The sequence below is a fragment of the Terrabacter sp. GCM10028922 genome (assembly GCF_042666095.1).
Classification (GTDB): Bacteria; Actinomycetota; Actinomycetes; order Actinomycetales; family Dermatophilaceae; genus Terrabacter.
In genome coordinates this window covers 128,516-144,535 of record NZ_JBHTFG010000032.1, presented here as the reverse complement: position 1 = coordinate 144,535, position 16,020 = coordinate 128,516, and the positions used below count along the sequence as shown (strand labels likewise).

General features: G+C 71.4%; 15 protein-coding genes. 7 read left to right on the top strand and 8 right to left on the bottom strand.

Annotated features, from left to right (window positions below; translation table 11 throughout):
- Positions 1 to 10: 10 nt before the first annotated feature.
- A complete protein-coding gene (locus ACFQU3_RS21040; RefSeq protein WP_385913429.1) occupies positions 11 to 1,126 on the top strand; it encodes a LacI family DNA-binding transcriptional regulator in 1,116 nt (371 codons plus the stop codon).
- Positions 1,127 to 1,172: 46 nt separating this feature from the next.
- Positions 1,173 to 2,606, top strand: coding sequence for a glucose-6-phosphate dehydrogenase (zwf, locus tag ACFQU3_RS21035; RefSeq protein ID WP_385913427.1), 1,434 nt, complete (start codon positions 1,173 to 1,175; stop codon positions 2,604 to 2,606).
- 4 nt (positions 2,607 to 2,610) lie between these two features.
- Here the strand turns inward: zwf and ACFQU3_RS21030 are convergent, their stop codons facing one another.
- From ACFQU3_RS21030 to ACFQU3_RS21010, 5 genes are all read right to left on the bottom strand, one after another.
- On the bottom strand, positions 2,611 to 3,897 hold the full coding sequence (locus tag ACFQU3_RS21030) for an RNA polymerase sigma factor (protein WP_385913960.1): 1,287 nt from the start codon (positions 3,895 to 3,897) through the stop codon (positions 2,611 to 2,613).
- Between the two features lie 14 nt (positions 3,898 to 3,911).
- Positions 3,912 to 4,283 (bottom strand): YciI family protein, encoded by a 372-nt coding sequence (locus ACFQU3_RS21025; RefSeq protein ID WP_385913425.1) that lies wholly within the window; start codon positions 4,281 to 4,283, stop codon positions 3,912 to 3,914.
- A gap of 35 nt (positions 4,284 to 4,318) precedes the next feature.
- A complete protein-coding gene (locus ACFQU3_RS21020; RefSeq protein WP_385913423.1) occupies positions 4,319 to 5,023 on the bottom strand; it encodes a DUF998 domain-containing protein in 705 nt (234 codons plus the stop codon).
- 361 nt (positions 5,024 to 5,384) lie between these two features.
- Complete coding sequence (locus ACFQU3_RS21015) at positions 5,385 to 6,440, bottom strand: Gfo/Idh/MocA family protein (RefSeq protein ID WP_385913421.1); 1,056 nt, start codon at positions 6,438 to 6,440, stop codon at positions 5,385 to 5,387.
- The gene (locus ACFQU3_RS21010; protein ID WP_385913419.1) at positions 6,437 to 6,985 is read right to left on the bottom strand and encodes a DinB family protein; all 549 of its coding nucleotides are present in this window, start codon (positions 6,983 to 6,985) and stop codon (positions 6,437 to 6,439) included. Before ACFQU3_RS21010 ends, ACFQU3_RS21015 begins: the two co-directional genes overlap by 4 nt.
- Before the next feature lie 69 nt (positions 6,986 to 7,054).
- On the opposite strand from ACFQU3_RS21010, the gene ACFQU3_RS21005 reads away from it, so the two are divergent.
- Positions 7,055 to 8,161 carry a diacylglycerol/lipid kinase family protein gene (locus ACFQU3_RS21005; protein ID WP_385913417.1) on the top strand — a complete coding sequence of 369 codons (1,107 nt, stop codon included), beginning with the start codon at positions 7,055 to 7,057 and terminating at the stop codon, positions 8,159 to 8,161.
- A 25-nt stretch (positions 8,162 to 8,186) separates the two neighbouring features.
- Here ACFQU3_RS21005 and efeB read toward each other — a convergent pair whose 3' ends face one another.
- From efeB to efeU, 3 genes are all read right to left on the bottom strand, one after another.
- Positions 8,187 to 9,542, bottom strand: coding sequence for an iron uptake transporter deferrochelatase/peroxidase subunit (efeB, locus tag ACFQU3_RS21000; RefSeq protein ID WP_385913415.1), 1,356 nt, complete (start codon positions 9,540 to 9,542; stop codon positions 8,187 to 8,189).
- Positions 9,539 to 10,693, bottom strand: a complete 1,155-nt coding sequence (gene efeO / locus ACFQU3_RS20995; protein ID WP_385913413.1) for an iron uptake system protein EfeO — start codon at positions 10,691 to 10,693, stop codon at positions 9,539 to 9,541. Before efeO ends, efeB begins: the two co-directional genes overlap by 4 nt.
- Positions 10,694 to 10,754: 61 nt before the next feature.
- Positions 10,755 to 11,615, bottom strand: coding sequence for an iron uptake transporter permease EfeU (gene efeU, locus ACFQU3_RS20990; RefSeq protein ID WP_385913411.1), 861 nt, complete (start codon positions 11,613 to 11,615; stop codon positions 10,755 to 10,757).
- A gap of 116 nt (positions 11,616 to 11,731) precedes the next feature.
- Between efeU and ACFQU3_RS20985 the strand changes: the two genes are divergently transcribed.
- The 4 genes from ACFQU3_RS20985 to ACFQU3_RS20970 all read left to right on the top strand — a co-directional run bounded on the left by ACFQU3_RS20985 (position 11,732) and on the right by ACFQU3_RS20970 (position 16,017).
- The gene (locus tag ACFQU3_RS20985; RefSeq protein WP_385913409.1) at positions 11,732 to 12,391 is read left to right on the top strand and encodes a DUF2461 domain-containing protein; all 660 of its coding nucleotides are present in this window, start codon (positions 11,732 to 11,734) and stop codon (positions 12,389 to 12,391) included.
- A gap of 14 nt (positions 12,392 to 12,405) precedes the next feature.
- The gene (locus ACFQU3_RS20980; RefSeq protein ID WP_385913407.1) at positions 12,406 to 13,593 is read left to right on the top strand and encodes an amidohydrolase family protein; all 1,188 of its coding nucleotides are present in this window, start codon (positions 12,406 to 12,408) and stop codon (positions 13,591 to 13,593) included.
- Complete coding sequence (locus ACFQU3_RS20975; protein WP_385913405.1) at positions 13,590 to 14,768, top strand: flavin-containing monooxygenase; 1,179 nt, start codon at positions 13,590 to 13,592, stop codon at positions 14,766 to 14,768. The genes ACFQU3_RS20980 and ACFQU3_RS20975 overlap by 4 nt, the downstream gene beginning before the upstream one ends.
- Before the next feature lie 121 nt (positions 14,769 to 14,889).
- On the top strand, positions 14,890 to 16,017 hold the full coding sequence (locus tag ACFQU3_RS20970; RefSeq protein ID WP_385913403.1) for a mandelate racemase/muconate lactonizing enzyme family protein: 1,128 nt from the start codon (positions 14,890 to 14,892) through the stop codon (positions 16,015 to 16,017).
- Positions 16,018 to 16,020 lie beyond the last annotated feature (3 nt).

The window sequence follows — 16,020 nt, the reverse complement described above, 5'->3', positions numbered from 1 at the left end:
GGTGAGGTCCATGCCCCGAAGCGAGTCCACCGGCCGCACCACCCCGGGCCCAGCCGGTTCCCCCGCCTCCCGTCGGCCCCGGCAGCGCGACGTCGCCGAGCTCGCCGGCGTGTCCCGCACGACCGTGTCGCTCGTGCTCAACGACGTCGACGGCGTGACCATCCCGGAGGAGACCCGGCAGCGGGTGTGGAACGCCGCCGCAGAGCTCGGCTTCCAGCCCGACGCGATGGCCCGCAGCCTGCGCGGCGCGCACAGCAACATCATCGGACTCGTCACGAGCGAGATCGCCACGACGCCGTATGCCGTGGCGATCATCAAGGGCGCCCAGGACGCCGCCTTCGAGCGCGGCCAGACGCTGCTCGTCATCGACACCGAGGGTGAGCAGGCAGCTGCCGCGGATGCTGTCATGCGGTTGCGGCAGTGGCGCGCCGACGGGCTCATCCTGGCCGCCGACTACCACCGCCGGGTCGAGCTGCCGCCGGGCCTCGGTGACCTGCCCGCCGTCCTCGTCGACTGCTTCGTCGACGACCAGGAGCCGCCCTCCGGCACCACCCACGACGACACGTCTGACGCTCGTCGGCCACCCCTGCCGACCGTGCTGCCCGACGAGCTTCAGGGCGGCCGGCTGGCCACCCAGACCCTCCTCGACGCCGGGCACCGACGCATCGCGTTCATCAACGGCCCCGACGGGTACCCTGCCTCGAGCGGCCGCCTGGAGGGCTACCGGGAGGCGCTCGCCGCAGCCGGTGTCGCCTACGACCCCACCCTCGTGCGTCGCGGTGACTGGTGGCAGGAGTCGGCCTCACGGCACGCGGCCGACCTGATGGGCCTCGACGACCCACCGACGGCGCTCTTCTGCGGCAACGACTGGATGGCGATGGGTGCGTACGACAGCCTGCGCGAGCTCGGGCTGTCCATCCCCGGCGACGTCAGCGTCATCGGCTTCGACAACCGCGTCGAGATCGCCGACCACATGCGGCCCCGCCTCAGCACCGTCGCACTTCCCTACCGGGCCATGGGCCACGAGGCGGTGGGCATGCTGCTCGACGGCGAGCATCCCGCCGAGCCGGTGCTCCTCGAGTGCCCCCTCGTCGTGCGCGACTCCATCGCGCCACCTCGCACCTGACCCCGGCCCACTTCCCGCGACCGGCGATCTAGGACACGCTGGGCACATGACGGCCACGACAGTTGTCCTCTTCGGCGCGACCGGTGACCTCGCGAAGCGCAAGCTGCTTCCCGGCATGCTGCACCTGCACGAGTCCCAGCTGCTCGACGGTCTGCGCATCGTGGCGACGAGCCTCGACGAGCTGACCCGGGAGGAGTTCCTCGACCTCACCTTCGCCGCCGTGCGTGAGCACTCGACCCACGACGTCACCGACGTCGACCTCAAGGAGTTCGCCGAGCGCATCCACTGGGTGCCGGGAAGCGCTGGGCCGCAAGGCATCCGGGCTGCCGTCGACGAGTCGGAGCAGATCCTCGGTCCGGAGGCCACGCGCCTGCACTACCTCTCAGTCCCGCCGAAGGCCGCGCTGGCGGTCGTCCACCAGCTCGCCGAGGCCGGGCTCGTCGAGCGCAGCCGGATCATCATGGAGAAGCCCTTCGGCACCGACCTCGAGAGCGCCCGCACGCTCAACGCCGAGCTGCACCAGGTGTTTCGGGAGGAGCAGATCTTCCGCATCGACCACTTCCTGGGCAAGGAGGCGGCCCAGAACATCCTCGCGTTCCGCTTCGCGAACGGCCTGTTCGAGCCGATCTGGCACCGCAACCACATCGACCACATCCAGATCGACGTGCCCGAGACGCTCGGCCTCGCGCAGCGCGCCGACTTCTACGAGGGCACCGGCGCCTACCGCGACATGGTCGTCACGCACCTCTTCCAGGTCCTCGCCTTCACGGCGATGGAGCCGCCGACGGCCCTCGAGCCGAACGCCATCAGCGAGGAGAAGAACAAGGTCTTCCGGTCCATGTCGCCCATCGAGCCCCACGACGTCGTGCGTGGCCAGTACGTCGGCTACCGGGACGTGCCGGGTGTGAAGTCCGACAGCCAGACCGAGACGTTCGTCGCGCTCAAGTGCTTCGTCGACAACTGGCGATGGGCCGGTGTGCCGTTCTTCCTGCGCACCGGCAAGCAGCTGGCCGAGGGCGCCCGCATCATCTCCATCGCCTTCAAGGAGCCGCCGCGCTCGATGTTCCCGCCTGGCTCGGGCGTCGGTGACAACGGCCCCGACCACCTGACCTTCGACCTCGCCGACAAGTCGCGGATGTCGTTGTCGTTCTACGGGAAACGCCCCGGCCCAGGCATGAAGCTCGACAAGCTGTCGATGCAGTTCTCCATGGGCGAGACGAACTGGGCCGGAGCGGTGCTCGAGGCGTACGAGCGGCTCATCTACGACGCGGCGCGCGGCGACCGCACGCTCTTCACCTCGGCCGAGGGTATCGAGAGGCTGTGGGAGATCTCGCAGCCGCTGATCGACAACCCGCCGATCGTGCGCCCGTACGACCCGGGCACGTGGGGGCCGAACCAGATCCACCAGCTCGTCGCGCCGTTCACGTGGCGGCTGCCGTTCGAGCGCCGCTGGCGAGACCCCAACATCAGCGGCGCCTGACCCGTCACGCGTGGTCGCGTGCGGCGGCGGCTCGTGACGTGAAGATCGTCCGCTCCGCCTCGCTGCGGGTCAGCGCCGCCGCGCGTTCGAAGGACTCCGCCGCCTCGGAGTGCCGTCCGGCGCGCTCGAGCAAGTCTGCTCGCACGGCGTGCAGGTGGGGGTTGTCGGAGAGACGGCCTGATGCTGTCACGCGTTCGACGACCTCGAGCCCTGCCTCGGGTCCGCGCGAGAACCCCACGGCCACAGCGCGGTTCATCTCGACGACGGGCGACGGCCAGATGGTCGCGAGGACCGCATAGAGGTCGGAGATCCGCGCCCAGTCGGTGTCCTCCGCCCGCAGGGCGCGAGCGTGGCAGGCAGCGATGCCGGCCTGCACGGCATACGGGCCGAGGGGTCGGCCGGACACCTCGGCGCGCGCGAGCGACGCGAGGCCGCGCCGGACGAGCAGCCGGTCCCAGCGGCGGCGGTCCTGGTCGGGCAGGAGCACCGGTTGGCCGTCCGCCCCGACGCGTGCCGGTAGCCGCGAGGCCTGCAGCTCCATGAGGGCGAGGAGCCCGTGGACCTCCGGCTCGTCAGGCACGAGCCCCACGAGCACGCGTGCCAGCCGCATCGCCTCCTGGCACAGGGCGGGCCGCACCCAGTCGGCGCCCGACGTGGCGGCGTAGCCCTCGTTGAAGACGAGGTAGACGACCTCGAGCACCGACGCGAGGCGTCCGGACAGCTGCTCGGGCGGCGGCAGCTCGAAGCGGACCCCCTTGTCGGTCAACGTCTTCTTGGCCCGGACGATGCGCTGCGCCATGGTGGTCTCGGGCACGAGGAAGGCCCGCGCGATCTCGTCGGTCGAGAGCCCGCCGAGGCAGCGGAGCGTCAGGGCGACGCGCGACTCGAGCGACAGGACGGGGTGGCAGGCGGTGAAGACGAGACGCAGGAGGTCGTCGCCGACGTGGTCGTCGAGCGCGTCGACGTTACGGTCACTGTCCACACCGGGCTCGTCCTCGGTGACGTCGCGCGCGAGCACGGCCACCTTCCGCTCGAAGGTGGCCGTGCGTCGGTGCGCGTCGATGGCTCGGCGCTTGGCGGTCGTCATGAGCCAGCCCCCCGGGTTGGGCGGGATGCCGGAGGCCGGCCACTGCTCGAGGGCCACGACGAGCGCCTCCTGGGCGAGGTCCTCGGCCAGCCCGACGTCACCGGTGACGCGCGCCAGGCCCGCGATGAGGCGGCCGGACTCGATGCGCCAGACAGCCTCGACGGCACGCCTGGCCGCGCCCTCGTCGGAGCCGGTGCCGGTCATGGGGGCCACGGGCTTCACTGGGGTGGCGCGAAGTCCTCGGGACCCATGATCTTGAGGACCTCGCACTCACCCTCCCAGCCCGGCCACAGGTCGGCGTTGAGCTTCATGAACCGCGAGGTCCACTCGATGGCCTCCTCCTTGGAGCGCACCTCGTAGATGGCGTACGAGATGTACTCCTTGGCCTCCGCGAAGGGCCCGTCCATGACGGACAGCTCGCCGCCGGCGACGGTCACGCGGGCACCGGCCGCGCTCGGGGCGAGCCCACCGTTGTCGAGCATCGCGCCCGAGGCCGTGGCCTCGGCGCCGAGATCCATGATCGCGGCCATCAGGCCCTCTGGTGGTGGTCCGGCGGGCTGGGTGCCCTTGAGGACGACGATGTAGCGCATCGGGGTCTCCTTCTCTCGTCAGGGGATCGGCGGGCTCAGTCGGCGAGCGACCGGTACACGTGGACGGCGACCGTGGCGATCCACGCGAAGACGAGGACCACGGCCGCGGTGAACAGCAGGTTGGCCGCGACGCTCCCGCCGCCCGACGCGACGCAGAGGAACCCGCCGAGGAAGACGACGCCGGTGGCGCGTGAGACCACGGTAAGCCGACGGTGGCCCTCGGCGGCGAACCGCCGCGCGAGCACGAAGCACGCCGCGGCGATCGCGGTGAAGCCGACGCCCGCGGCAGCGAAGTGCACGACGCCGTGGGTCGTCACCTCACCGATGCCTTCCGGTGCACCGACCGGGAAGCCGAGTGCCGGGTCGGCGCGGAAGACACCGGCCGCGACGAGGCTCGCCCCGAAGACGGCGGTGAGGCGCGGCGCCCAGCGCGCGCCTGCTCCGCCTGCCAGTGCCCGGCGCAGCCCGACGGCGAACGCGACGAGCATGAGGCCGGTCAGCACGAAGTTGGTGACCTGGACCCAGCCGAGGTCGCCGTTCTCGAGCAGGCTCCACTGATGGCGGGTCAGGTCGAAGCCGTCGCGTGTCAGGGCCTGGACCAGCGTGGTGACGACGTAGAACGGGCCGGCGACGGCGCCCCAGGCGAGGAAGGACCTCGTGACGTGGAAGGGCGTCCAGCCGTCCTCGCAGGAGGCGCTGCCGGTGCGGCTGTCGGTGGTGGGGGTGGGGACGGTGGTCATGGTGGTGCTCCTCGGTGCGTGGCCGCGACCTCGTGCCGCGTGCCCTCACCCCCTCCACGAACGGCATGGACCCCGATCGACATCGCCGCGACGACTTTCTTTCGTCGCGACGGATGTGGGTGCAAAGTGCCCACTCGACCGGGTGTGACGAGAGTCGAGTGGGCAATTCGCACCCGCACGACGTCCCACGTGTGGGGTGCAAAGTGCCCACTCGACCGGGTGTGACGAGAGTCGAGTGGGCAGTTCGCACCCGCACGACGTCCCACGTGTGGGGTGCAAAGTGCCCACTCGACCGGGTGTGACGAGAGTCGAGTGGGCAGTTCGCACCCGCACGACGTCCCGTGGGTGGGTGCAACGTCCGTCACTCCCCGGGATAGAGGACCCCCACCTGGCGACGGACCTCGTCCATCGTCTCCATGACCCGCAGCGTCGTCGCGTGCGGCATGAGCGGCGACTCGCGCTCGCCCGCGACGAGGCACCGGGCGAACTCGGCCGCCTCGTAGGAGAAGCCGCGCACGTCGTCGGCGAGACCGCCGGGACGCTCGTCGATGACCTCGCCCACGCGGTTGACGAGCCGGATCGTCGACCCGGGCGCGTAGAACGTGCCGGACAGCTCGAGCCGGGCCTCGGTGCCTGCGACGACGGCCGAGCAGGGCGTGACGGCGGCCATCGTGCACGACAGCGCCCCGTGCGCGCCCGAGGCACCGGTGACCGTGATCGTCGTCGTGGCGTCGACGCCGAGGTCGGTCAGGCCGCCGACCGCCTGCACCGACGACGGCGCCCCGAGAACGAGGTCGGCGAACGACACGGGATAGACGCCGAGGTCGAGCAGCGCACCACCCGCGAGCTCGGGCTGCGAGAGCCGGAGCGGGCCGTCGGGGTAGAGGCGCTGGCCGTGGTCGGCGAAGACGGCGACGAGGTCGCCGATGAGGCCCGTCTCGACGACGTGGCGCACGACGTCGTAGTGCGGCAGGAAACGGCTCCACATCGCCTCGACGACGAGCAGGTCGCGGGACTCGGCGGCCGCGAGGACCTCGCGCGCCTCTGCCGCACTGCGTGTGAACGCCTTCTCGACGAGCACCGGCTTGCCCGCCTCCAGGGCGAGCAGCGCGTGGTTGCGGTGCTCGGAGTGAGGCGAGGCGACGTAGACGGCGTCGACGTCCGGGTCGTCCACGAGCTCCTCGTAGCTGCCGTACGCCCGGCCGATCTCGAACTCGTCGGCGAAGTCCTGCGCTCGCTCGCGGCTGCGCGACCCGACGGCGACGACCGACGAGGCCGTGCCCACGGCGACGGCGTCGGCGAAGGTGTGCGCGATGCCGCCCGGGCCGAGGATGCCCCAGCGGATCGCGGGCGCCTCGTGCGGGTCGGGCGTGCGTGGCTCGGGCAGCTGGAGCTGGACGTCGATCGGAAGGGTCATGCGTTCACGTCCCAGAGGTGGTGTCGGATGTCGTGGACGAAGTAGAGCGCGAGCGTGCGGGCCGTGAACTCGGAGCCGTTGCTGCGCAGGGCCGGCCAGTCCCACTGCGCTCCCGAGGGGCGGCCGTATGCCGTCGCGGCCGTCTCGAAGGCACCGGCGACCTCACCCTCGACGACGTCGGGGTCGGAGCGCCAGTACTGCTTCTCGAGGGCCGTCGCGTCCTGGTCCCAGTTGGCGAAGCGGACGACCTCGCCGCCACCCGCCAGGATCTGCTCGAGGCGGCCCGTCATGACGTCGCACACGTCGCGGACGTGGCAGACGTACTCGAGCGTCGACCAGACACCTTGGCCCGGACGTGTGCGCACGTCGTCACGGTGGAGGGCGGCGGCATACCGCTGGCCGGCGTCGCGAAGGATCGTGGGGACGTCGGCCGGATCGGTGGCGGCAGCGTCGAACCCGCAGTCGGGGCACGGCTGCGTCAGCACCCACGTCCAGTCGGCGTCGTCGGGGGTCGACGGCCCGGGGTCGGGGAAGGGGTCACTCATGCGCCCAGCCTAGGGGCGGGGCAGCCGGCGATTCGGGGACGCCCCGCGCGGGCGATACCGTATGTCATCGTGCTCACGGACTACCTGCCATGGATCATCGCCGGCGTCGTGGTGCTGGCGCTGGTCGTCGGGTGGTTCGTCCTGGGCCGCGTCGCACCGGAGGCCACTGCCGGCCTGCGACTGCGCCGGCCCCGACCACCGCGCGACCACTTCCGTACGGGCGAGGAGCCGCGAACCCCGCTCAAGCGTGCCGGCGTCGTCGTCAACCCGACGAAGTTCGCCGACCTGCCCGACCTGCGTCAGCGGGTCACGTCGACGTGCCTCGCGAACGGCTGGGGCGAGCCGATGTTCTACGAGACGACCATCGAGGACCCGGGCCAGGGCCAGGCCGCCCAGGCGGTGCGTGACGGTGCCGACATCGTGTGCAGCCTCGGTGGCGACGGCACGGTGCGCAACGTCGCGAGCGCACTCGTCGGCACCGAGACGCCCCTCGGCATCCTGCCCGCCGGCACCGGCAACCTGCTCGCCCGCAACCTCGACCTGCCGGTCGCGCTCGAGACCGCTGTCGCGGTCGCGCTGACCGGGCGCAACCGGCGCATCGACGTCGGCGAGCTCGTCGTGGGCGCTGCCCCCATGGACGACGCACCCGACGAGTCCGGAGCCCCGGAGACCCACTACTTCCTCGTCATGAGCGGCCTCGGGATGGACGCGCAGATCATGGCGGGCACCAACGAGAACCTCAAGGCGAAGGTCGGCTGGCCGGCGTACATGCTCTCGGGCCTCAAGCACCTCGTGTCGCCCGAGTTCCGCATCTCCGTCAAGGTCGACGACGAGCTCGAGTTCCGCCGGCGCGCGCGGATGGTCATCATCGGCAACTGCGGCCGGCTGCTCGGCGGGCTGGTGCTCATGCCCAACGCGCGCGTCGACGACGGCCGGCTCGATGCGGTCATCGCCTCGCCCAAGGGTGTCGTCGGCTGGGTGCCGGTGGCGACCCGCGTCGCGACGCGGCAGCGCAAGGGCCACCCGACGCTCGACCACAAGGTGGTCCAGCAGGTGCGCGTGCGCACCGACCGGCCGTTGCCGGTGCAGATCGACGGCGACGTCGTCGGTGAGGCCACGGAGATCAGCGCGACCGTGCTCCCGGCCAGCCTGACGGTGCGGGTCCGCCAGACCTGACCGGGGCAGCGCCGGCCCACTGGGGTCAGGCGAACAGCGCCTGACCCCAGTGCTCGCCGTCGGCGAGGCCGGGCGGGCACGCGAAGACGGCCGACCCGTTGTGCTCGATGTACTCGTTGAGCCCGTCCGACTTGGCGAGCGCCCGCTGCATCGGCACGAACTGCTTCTCGGGGTCACGCATGTACGCGAGGAAGAACAGGCCCGCGTCGAGGTGGCCGACGCCGTCGGAGCCGTCCGTGAAGTTGTAGCCGCGGCGCAGGATGCGAACACCGCCGAGCTGGCTCTCGTGGGCCAGCTTGACGTGCGCGTCGACCGGGATCGCGGGCTCGCCGTCGGGGCCCTTCTTCGTGAAGTCCAGGATGTCGAACTCCTTGGCCCCGCCGAGCGGCGCGCCCTCCTTCTTGTCGCGCCCGATGATGTCCTCCTGCTCCTGCAGGGGCGTGCGGTCCCAGACCTCGATGTGCATCCGGATCCGGCGGGCGACGAGGTAGGAGCCGCCGGCCATCCAGGCGCCGCCGCCCTTCTCGTCGCCCGGCGCGACCCAGACGTGCTGCGCGAGGCTCTCGGGCTCCTCGGCCTTGAGGTTGTTGGTGCCGTCCTTGAAGCCGAACATGTTGCGCGGCGTGGCTTGCGCGGTCGACGTCGACGAGGTGCGGCCGAAGCCGAGCTGCGACCAGCGCACCGCGACGACGCCGAAGCCGAGCCGCACGAGGTTGCGCACGGCGTGGACGGCGACCTGCGGGTCGTTGGCGCAGGCCTGGATGCAGAGGTCACCTCCCGAGCGCCTCGGGTCGAGCTGGTCGCCGAAGAACGCCGGGAGCTCGCGCAGGGCGGCGGGCTTCTTCGACGTGAGGCCGAAGCGGTCGTCGAACAGCGACGGGCCGTAGCCGATCGTGATCGTGAGGCCGGATGCCGGCAGGCCGTACGCCTCGCCGGTGTCCTCGGGTGCCCGGTTGGGTCCGCCACCGACGAGCCCACCGGGGGCGGCCTCAGCGCCTGCCGTCATGCGCTCGGCCGCACGGGTCCACGCCTTGAGGAGCTCACGCAGCTGCGCGGCGTCCTTCGTCACGACGTCGAGGGCGACGAAGTGGAGGCGGTCCTGGGCTGGAGTCACGATGCCGGCCTGGTGGACGCCCCGGAACGGGATGGATGCGTCGAGCGCGAGGGCGGGGGCCGCGGGAGCCGCCGGGGCACCTGCCGGGGCGTCCTGGCCACCCCGCGTGGCGGCATACGTCCCGACTCCCCCGGCCACGAGACCGGCGACGGCGGCGGAGCCTGAGACGCCGAGGAGACGGCGGCGGCTGACTCCGGCCTCGTCCGTGGCCGCGTTCAGCGGTTCGCGAGGCTCGGGGGCGACGGGATCGGACGGGAACGGGCTCACTTGGCCTCGACCACCCCGGGCACCTTGGCGACCTGCTCGCTCAGCGCGTCGAGGGCGACCGTGAGGGCCTTGATGTCAGCGTCCGTGAGCGTCTCGTACGAGACGAACCGGCCGGCTTCGCGGTGCGACTCGAGCAGCTTGTTCAGGTCGCCGAACCGGGCGTCGAGCAGCTTCTGGAGCTCGGGGTCACGCCCGGTCACGACGGGGCGCAGCGTCTCGAGCGCCTCCTGCGACCCCTGCAGGTTGCCGCGGAAGTCCCAGAGGTCGGTGTGCGAGTAGCGCTCCTCCTCACCGGTGATCTTGCCGGTGGCGACCTCGTCGAGCAGCGCCTTGGCGCCGTTCGAGATGGTCAGCGCGGTCGGCTCGACCGTCTTGCTCTTCGCCGCGATCTCCTTGACGTCGGCCAGGAGCTGGTCGGCGATGGCGTTCGAGTCCTTCTGCAGGCCGCTGACCCACAGGTCCTTCTCGAGGCGGTGGTAGCCGGTGAACTTCATGCCCTCCTCGACGACGTCCTCACGGCCGTCGATGCGCGGGTCGAGGTCGCCGAAGCTCTCCGCGACGGGCTCGATCGTCTCCCACGGCAGGCGAGCCGTCGGGTAGAGCTCCTTGGCCTTGGCGACGTCGCCCGCCTTGACGGCGGCGACGAACGCCTCGCTGCCCGCGAGCAGCTCGTCGGACTGGGCGGCGACGAAGGCCTTGTAGTCGGAGATGGCCTTGGCGACCTTCTGGTCGGCGCTGCCTGCGACGGCCGTGCCGGTGACGGTGAACGTGCCGCGGATGCCGTCGCCGACCATGCCGGGCTTGCAGGCGGTCGTGAACGTCCCCGGCTGGGTGATCTCGACCTTGAGCTCGCGCTTGAGTCCGGGCGTGATGTTCTCGACCTCGGAGACGATTCGGTCTCCCTCGGCGTAGACGTAGAACTCGTTGACCTTCGAGCCGGTGTTGGCGACCTGGAAGGTCACGGTGCCCGCCTTGGCCGTCGTCGCGCTCAGCTGGCACGTCGTGTCGGTGGCGGTGACGGTGATGGGTCCGCCACCAGCGGTCGTCGACGATCCGGTCGAGTCGGCCTTGTCGGTGCAGGCGGCGAGGCCGAGGCCGGCGACGAGCGTGAGCGCGAGGGGCGTGGCGACACGCAGGACGGGGCGGGACATGGTTCTCCTGTGGGTGCTTCGGACTGGCGTGTGGAGGTGGAGTGCAGGTGGAGCGGGAGGGTCAGGCGGCGACGGTCGGGCGTGAGTCGCCCGAGGTCGCCACGGGCGCCGGCAGCGCGGGACGGGCCGGGCGCAGGAACAGCGTCAGGACGATGCCGACGTAGAGGACCCACGCGATCGCCTGGAGCACCGTCGTGGCCGGCGTGAAGTTGAAGATGCCCTTGAGCAGCGTGGCGTACCAGCTGCCCGGGTCGATGGTGCTGCTGACGTCGAAGGCGAGAGTCGTCAGGCCCGGGACGAAGCGCGCCTCCTGCAGGTCGTGGAGGCCGTAGGCGAGGATGCCGGCGGCGACGAGGACGAGCAGGACGCCGGTGTAGCGGAAGAACTTCGCGAGGTTGATCTGCACGGCGCCGCGGTAGATGAGCCAGCCGAGCACGACGGCGCCGCCCAGGCCGACCACCCAGCCGATGAGGGGCTGGTTGTTGCCCTGGCCGGCGGCCTCGGTCGTGGCATAGAAGAAGATCGCGGTCTCGAGGCCCTCGCGGCCGACGCCGAGGAAGGCGACGAGGGCGATCGCGAAGGGGCCCATGTCGAGGGCCTTGTCGAGCTTGCCCTTGAGCTCGCCCGAGATGGTGCGCGCCGCCGACTTCATCCAGAAGACCATGAAGGTGACGAAGACGACCGCGATGATCGAGGCGCTGCCGCCGATGAGCTCCTGGGCCTCGAAGGTCAGCTGCTTCGTGCCGTAGGTGAGCAGGGCGCCGAGGGCGACCGAGAGGGCGACGGCGACACCGACGCCGGTCCACACGTGGCGCAGTGCCCAGCGTCTGTCGGTCTTGACGAGGAAGGCGACGAGGATGACGACCACGAGGGCGGCCTCGAGTCCCTCTCGGAGTCCGATGAGCGCGTTGCTCGCGAGCACTGGCGTGGCCCTCTCTCAGGTAATTCTCAGGAATTACGCCATGTCGGCATGACGGAAATCAGGAAAGCACAGGTAAGCCTTGCCTAACAACCTGGTCCCGGTGTCAGAGTCGCCACATGAGCACCTCCGCGACGTCTCCTGTGGCCTTCTCCGGATTTCCCCACGGCGCCCTCGACTTCTACGCCGGCCTCGAGGCCGACAACTCCAAGGCGTACTGGACCGAGCACAAGCAGCAGTGGGAACACGACGTCCGCGAGCCGATGCTCGCCCTCGTGGACGCGCTGGAGGACGAGTTCGGGGAGGCGAAGCTCTTCCGGCCCAACCGCGACATCCGGTTCAGCGCCGACAAGTCGCCGTACAAGACTCACCTCGGCGCGTTCGCTGCGACGCATCCCGGCTGCGGCTACTACGTCGAGATCAGCGCGACGGGCCTCAAGGCCGGCGGGGGCTTCCATGCGCACGCGACGACCCAGACCGCCCGCCTGCGTCAGGCCGTGGTCTCGGAGTCGACCGGGCCACAGCTCGAGCAGCTCCTCGCCGCCGCGCGCGGCAGCGGCTTCGAGGTGCTCGGCGAGAAGGTGCGGACCACTCCCCGTGGGTATGCCGCCGACCACCCGCGCATCGAGACGCTCCGGCACAAGGAGCTCATGCTCATCCGCGACTTCGGCAGCCCTCGCTGGCTGGAGACGACGCAGGCTCTCGACGAGGTACGCGGTGCCTGGCAGGCGCTGCGCCCGCTCAACGAGTGGTTCTCCGAGCACGTCGGCCCGGCGTGACGGGGGCGAAGGCCATGGAGGTTCTGCGAGCAGGACAGGTCTTCGACGGTGAGCGGTTCCTCGGCGCGACCGACATCGCGATCGACGACGGCACGGTCGTCGACGTCGGCCCGCCCGGGGCGTACGCGAGCGACGTGACCGTTGAGGAGCTCGGCGACGTGACGGTGCTGCCCGGGCTCGTCGACGCGCACCAGCACCTGACCTGGGACTGCTCGACCGACCCGCTGGGCTGGCACCGCGAGAGCGACGACGAAGCACTCCTCGAACGGGGCCGAGCCAACGCCCGGCGGGCCCTGGCCGCGGGCGTCACGACGGTGCGCGAGCTCGGCGGACGGGGCCTCGTCACGGTGGCGCTGCGCGACGAGCTCGCCCGCGACCCGTCGTCGGGGCCGATGCTGCTCGTTGCCGGGCCGGCACTGACCACACCGGGCGGACACTGCTGGTTCCTCGGCGGGGAGTGCGCAGACGAGGCGGCACTGCGGGCGGCCGTCGCCCGGCTCGCTGCCGCCGGGGTCGACGTCGTGAAGGTCATGGCCACGGGCGGCACCGTCACTCCCGGGTCGGCCCCGCACGAGTCGCAGTTCGGTGTTGCCGAGCTCCGCGCGGTCGTCGAGTCCGCCCACGCCGCAGGGCTGCCCGTCGCTGCGCACGCCCACGGCACGAGTGGCGTCGCCGATGCCGTCACCGCAGGCGTCGACACCATCGAGCACGTCAGCTTCATGACGGCCGACGGCATCGCGCAGGACCCCGACCTCGTCGCCCGCCTCGCGGCATCCGGCCTCCCCCTGTCGATCACGGGTGGCACCGTGCCAGGGCCGCTCCGACCGGAGATCGCGATACGCCTCCCCGCGCTCCTCGAGCACCTGCGGGGGCTCGTCGCCTCGGGCGCCAACTGCTTGTTCTCGACCGACGCCGGCATCGGCCCCCCGAAGCCACACGACGTCATGGTGCACGGAGTGACGCAGCTGGTGAGCATGATCGGCCTCCCGACGGACCGGGCCCTGGCGATGTGCACGTCCCTGCCAGCCAAGGCGCTCGGCATCGCCGACCGGGCGGGACGGCTCGCGCCCGGCATGCCCGCCGACGTGCTCGTGGTGGCCGGACGCGCCGACGAGGACGTCGAGGCGATGCTGCGTCCGGAGCGGGTCCTGCACGCGGGCATCATCGTGGCCGACGGGCGGGCGCTAGATTCGCCGGTGTGACCCGCCCCAGCGCCACCGTCGACGCCCACATCATCGGAGCCGGCCCGGCCGGTCTCGCGACCGCGGCGGCCATGCGCCGACGGGGGCTGCGGTCCGTCGTCCTCGAGCGTGCCGACTCGGTCGGCAGCTCGTGGCGCGCGCACTACGACCGGCTGCACCTCCACACGCCGCGTGAGCTCTCCGGCCTTCCCGGCCTGCCCATCCCGAAGGAGATGGGCCGCTGGGTCGCCCGCGACGACGTCGTGCGCTACCTCGAGCTGTATGCCGCGCACCACGAGATCCACGTACGGCTCGGCACCCAGGTGAGCCGGGTGGACAGGTCCGCCGACGGCGCGTCGTGGACCCTCACCCTCGGAGACGGCACGACGACGACCGCCCCGTATGCCGTCGTGGCCACGGGCTTCAACCACACGCCACGCGAGCCGGACGTGCCCGGCCTGCAAGGCTTCTCGGGCGAGGTGGTGCTCGCGCGCCACTACCGAAGCGGAGCGGCACACGCCGGTAGGGACGTCCTGGTCGTCGGCACCGGCAACACCGGCACCGAGCTCGCCGTGGACCTCGCCGAGCACGGGGCGAAGCGGGTGCGCCTGGCGGTGCGGACCGTTCCGCACATCCTGCGCCGCAACAGGGGTCCGATCGCCGCCCAGTACACCGGCATCGCGGTGCGTCGCCTCCCCACGTCCCTCGTCGACCGCGTGGCGCCGTTCGTCGAGCGGCTCCAGACGCCGGATCTCAGCGACCGGGGCCTGCCGCGTCCGGACACCGGTCTTCTGACCCGGGTCGAGCGCGACAACGCGATCCCGGTGCAGGACGTCGGCATCATCGATGCCATCAGGTCCGGCGCCGTCGAGCCCGTCGCGGCTCTCGCCGCGGTCGACGCCGACACCGTCGTGCTGAGCGACGGGTCACGCATCCGACCCGACGTCCTCGTCCTCGCCACGGGTTACGAGCAGGGCCTCGAGCCGCTGCTCGGCCACCTCGGGGTGCTCGACCGCACCGGCCGCCCCGTCGAGCGGGGCGGCCGGACGGCCCGCGGCGCATCGGGCCTCTGGTACACCGGCTACACGAACCCGATCTCGGGCATGCTGCGCGAGATCTCCATCGACGCGCGCAAGATCGCGCTCGCCATGGCACTGCGCAAGCGCCGCGAGATGACGGCCGCCCGCTCGGCCTGACGCCTACCGCTCGACCGGTGCCCACCGTCGGCTCGATCTCGCACGCACTCAAAACTTGTCGTACAACTGTGTAAGTTGTACGATCAGTGGTGCCACCGTCGCCATCCCTCGAGGACTCGCCATGACCGCAGACCGCATCCGCCACGTCGCCCTCTCCTCCGTCGTCCTGCCCCTACCGACCCCGATCAGCGACGCCAAGGTGCTGACCGGACGGCAGAAGCCGATGACCGAGGTCGTGCTCCTGTTCGCCGAGATCACGACGGAGCAGGACCACCGCGGCACCGGCTTCAGCTACAGCAAGCGCGCCGGGGGTCCTGCCCAGTTCGCGCACGCGAAGGAGGTCGCCGACGGTCTCATCGGCGAGGACCCGAGCGACATCGCCAGGGTCTACGACAAGCTGCTCTGGGCGGGCGCCTCCGTCGGACGCTCTGGCGTCGCGACCCAGGCCCTCGCCGCCGTCGACATCGCGCTCTGGGACCTCAAGGCCCGCCGAGCCGACCTGCCGCTCTCCAAGCTCATCGGCTCGCACCGTGACTCGGTGCGCACGTACAACACGTCGGGCGGCTTCCTCCACGCGCCGATCGAGGAGGTCAAGCTGCGTGCATCCGAGTCGCTCGCGGCCGGCATCGGCGGCATCAAGATCAAGGTCGGCCAGCCCGACCTGAAGATGGACCTCCAGCGCCTCGCCGCCGTGCGCGAGCACATCGGCGACGCCGTGCCGCTCATGGTCGACGCCAACCAGCAGTGGGACCGCGCGACGGCCCTTCGCTTCGGCCGCGCCGTCGAGGACCTCGGCCTCGTGTGGATCGAGGAGCCGCTCGACGCATACGACGCCGAGGGGCACGCCCAGCTCGCGGCCGCGCTCGACACCCCCATCGCCACGGGCGAGATGCTCTCGAGCGTCGCCGAGCACGTGCGTCTGATCGAGGCCCGCGCGGCTGACATCATCCAGCCCGATGCGCCCCGCGTCGGAGGCATCACGCCGTTCCTGCGCCTCGCCACGCTCGCCGACCACGCCGGCCTCCAGCTCGCGCCGCACTTCGCCATGGAGATCCACCTGCACCTCGCTGCGTGCTACCCCCGCGAGCCGTGGGTCGAGCACTTCGAGTGGCTCGACCCGCTCTTCAACGAGCGGCTCGAGACCCGGGACGGGCGCATGGTCGTGCCGGACCGTCCCGGACTCGGTTTCACGCTGAGCGAGCAGGTCAAGGCCTGGACGGTCGACACCTTCGAGGTCGGGCGGGCCTGACGG

Bases quoted from the DNA above. Each gene is read 5' to 3' on its own strand.
- ACFQU3_RS21040 (WP_385913429.1), top strand. From the start codon at position 11: ATGCCCCGAAGCGAGTCCACCGGCCGCACCACCCCGGGCCCAGCCGGT.
- efeO (WP_385913413.1), bottom strand. From the start codon at position 10,693: ATGTCCCGCCCCGTCCTGCGTGTCGCCACGCCCCTCGCGCTCACGCTC.
- ACFQU3_RS21010 (WP_385913419.1), bottom strand. From the start codon at position 6,985: ATGAGTGACCCCTTCCCCGACCCCGGGCCGTCGACCCCCGACGACGCC.
- ACFQU3_RS21030 (WP_385913960.1), bottom strand. From the start codon at position 3,897: ATGACCGGCACCGGCTCCGACGAGGGCGCGGCCAGGCGTGCCGTCGAG.
- zwf (WP_385913427.1), top strand. From the start codon at position 1,173: ATGACGGCCACGACAGTTGTCCTCTTCGGCGCGACCGGTGACCTCGCG.
- ACFQU3_RS20970 (WP_385913403.1), top strand. From the start codon at position 14,890: ATGACCGCAGACCGCATCCGCCACGTCGCCCTCTCCTCCGTCGTCCTG.
- ACFQU3_RS21025 (WP_385913425.1), bottom strand. From the start codon at position 4,283: ATGCGCTACATCGTCGTCCTCAAGGGCACCCAGCCCGCCGGACCACCA.
- ACFQU3_RS20985 (WP_385913409.1), top strand. From the start codon at position 11,732: ATGAGCACCTCCGCGACGTCTCCTGTGGCCTTCTCCGGATTTCCCCAC.
- ACFQU3_RS21015 (WP_385913421.1), bottom strand. From the start codon at position 6,440: ATGACCCTTCCGATCGACGTCCAGCTCCAGCTGCCCGAGCCACGCACG.
- ACFQU3_RS20980 (WP_385913407.1), top strand. From the start codon at position 12,406: ATGGAGGTTCTGCGAGCAGGACAGGTCTTCGACGGTGAGCGGTTCCTC.
- ACFQU3_RS21020 (WP_385913423.1), bottom strand. From the start codon at position 5,023: ATGACCACCGTCCCCACCCCCACCACCGACAGCCGCACCGGCAGCGCC.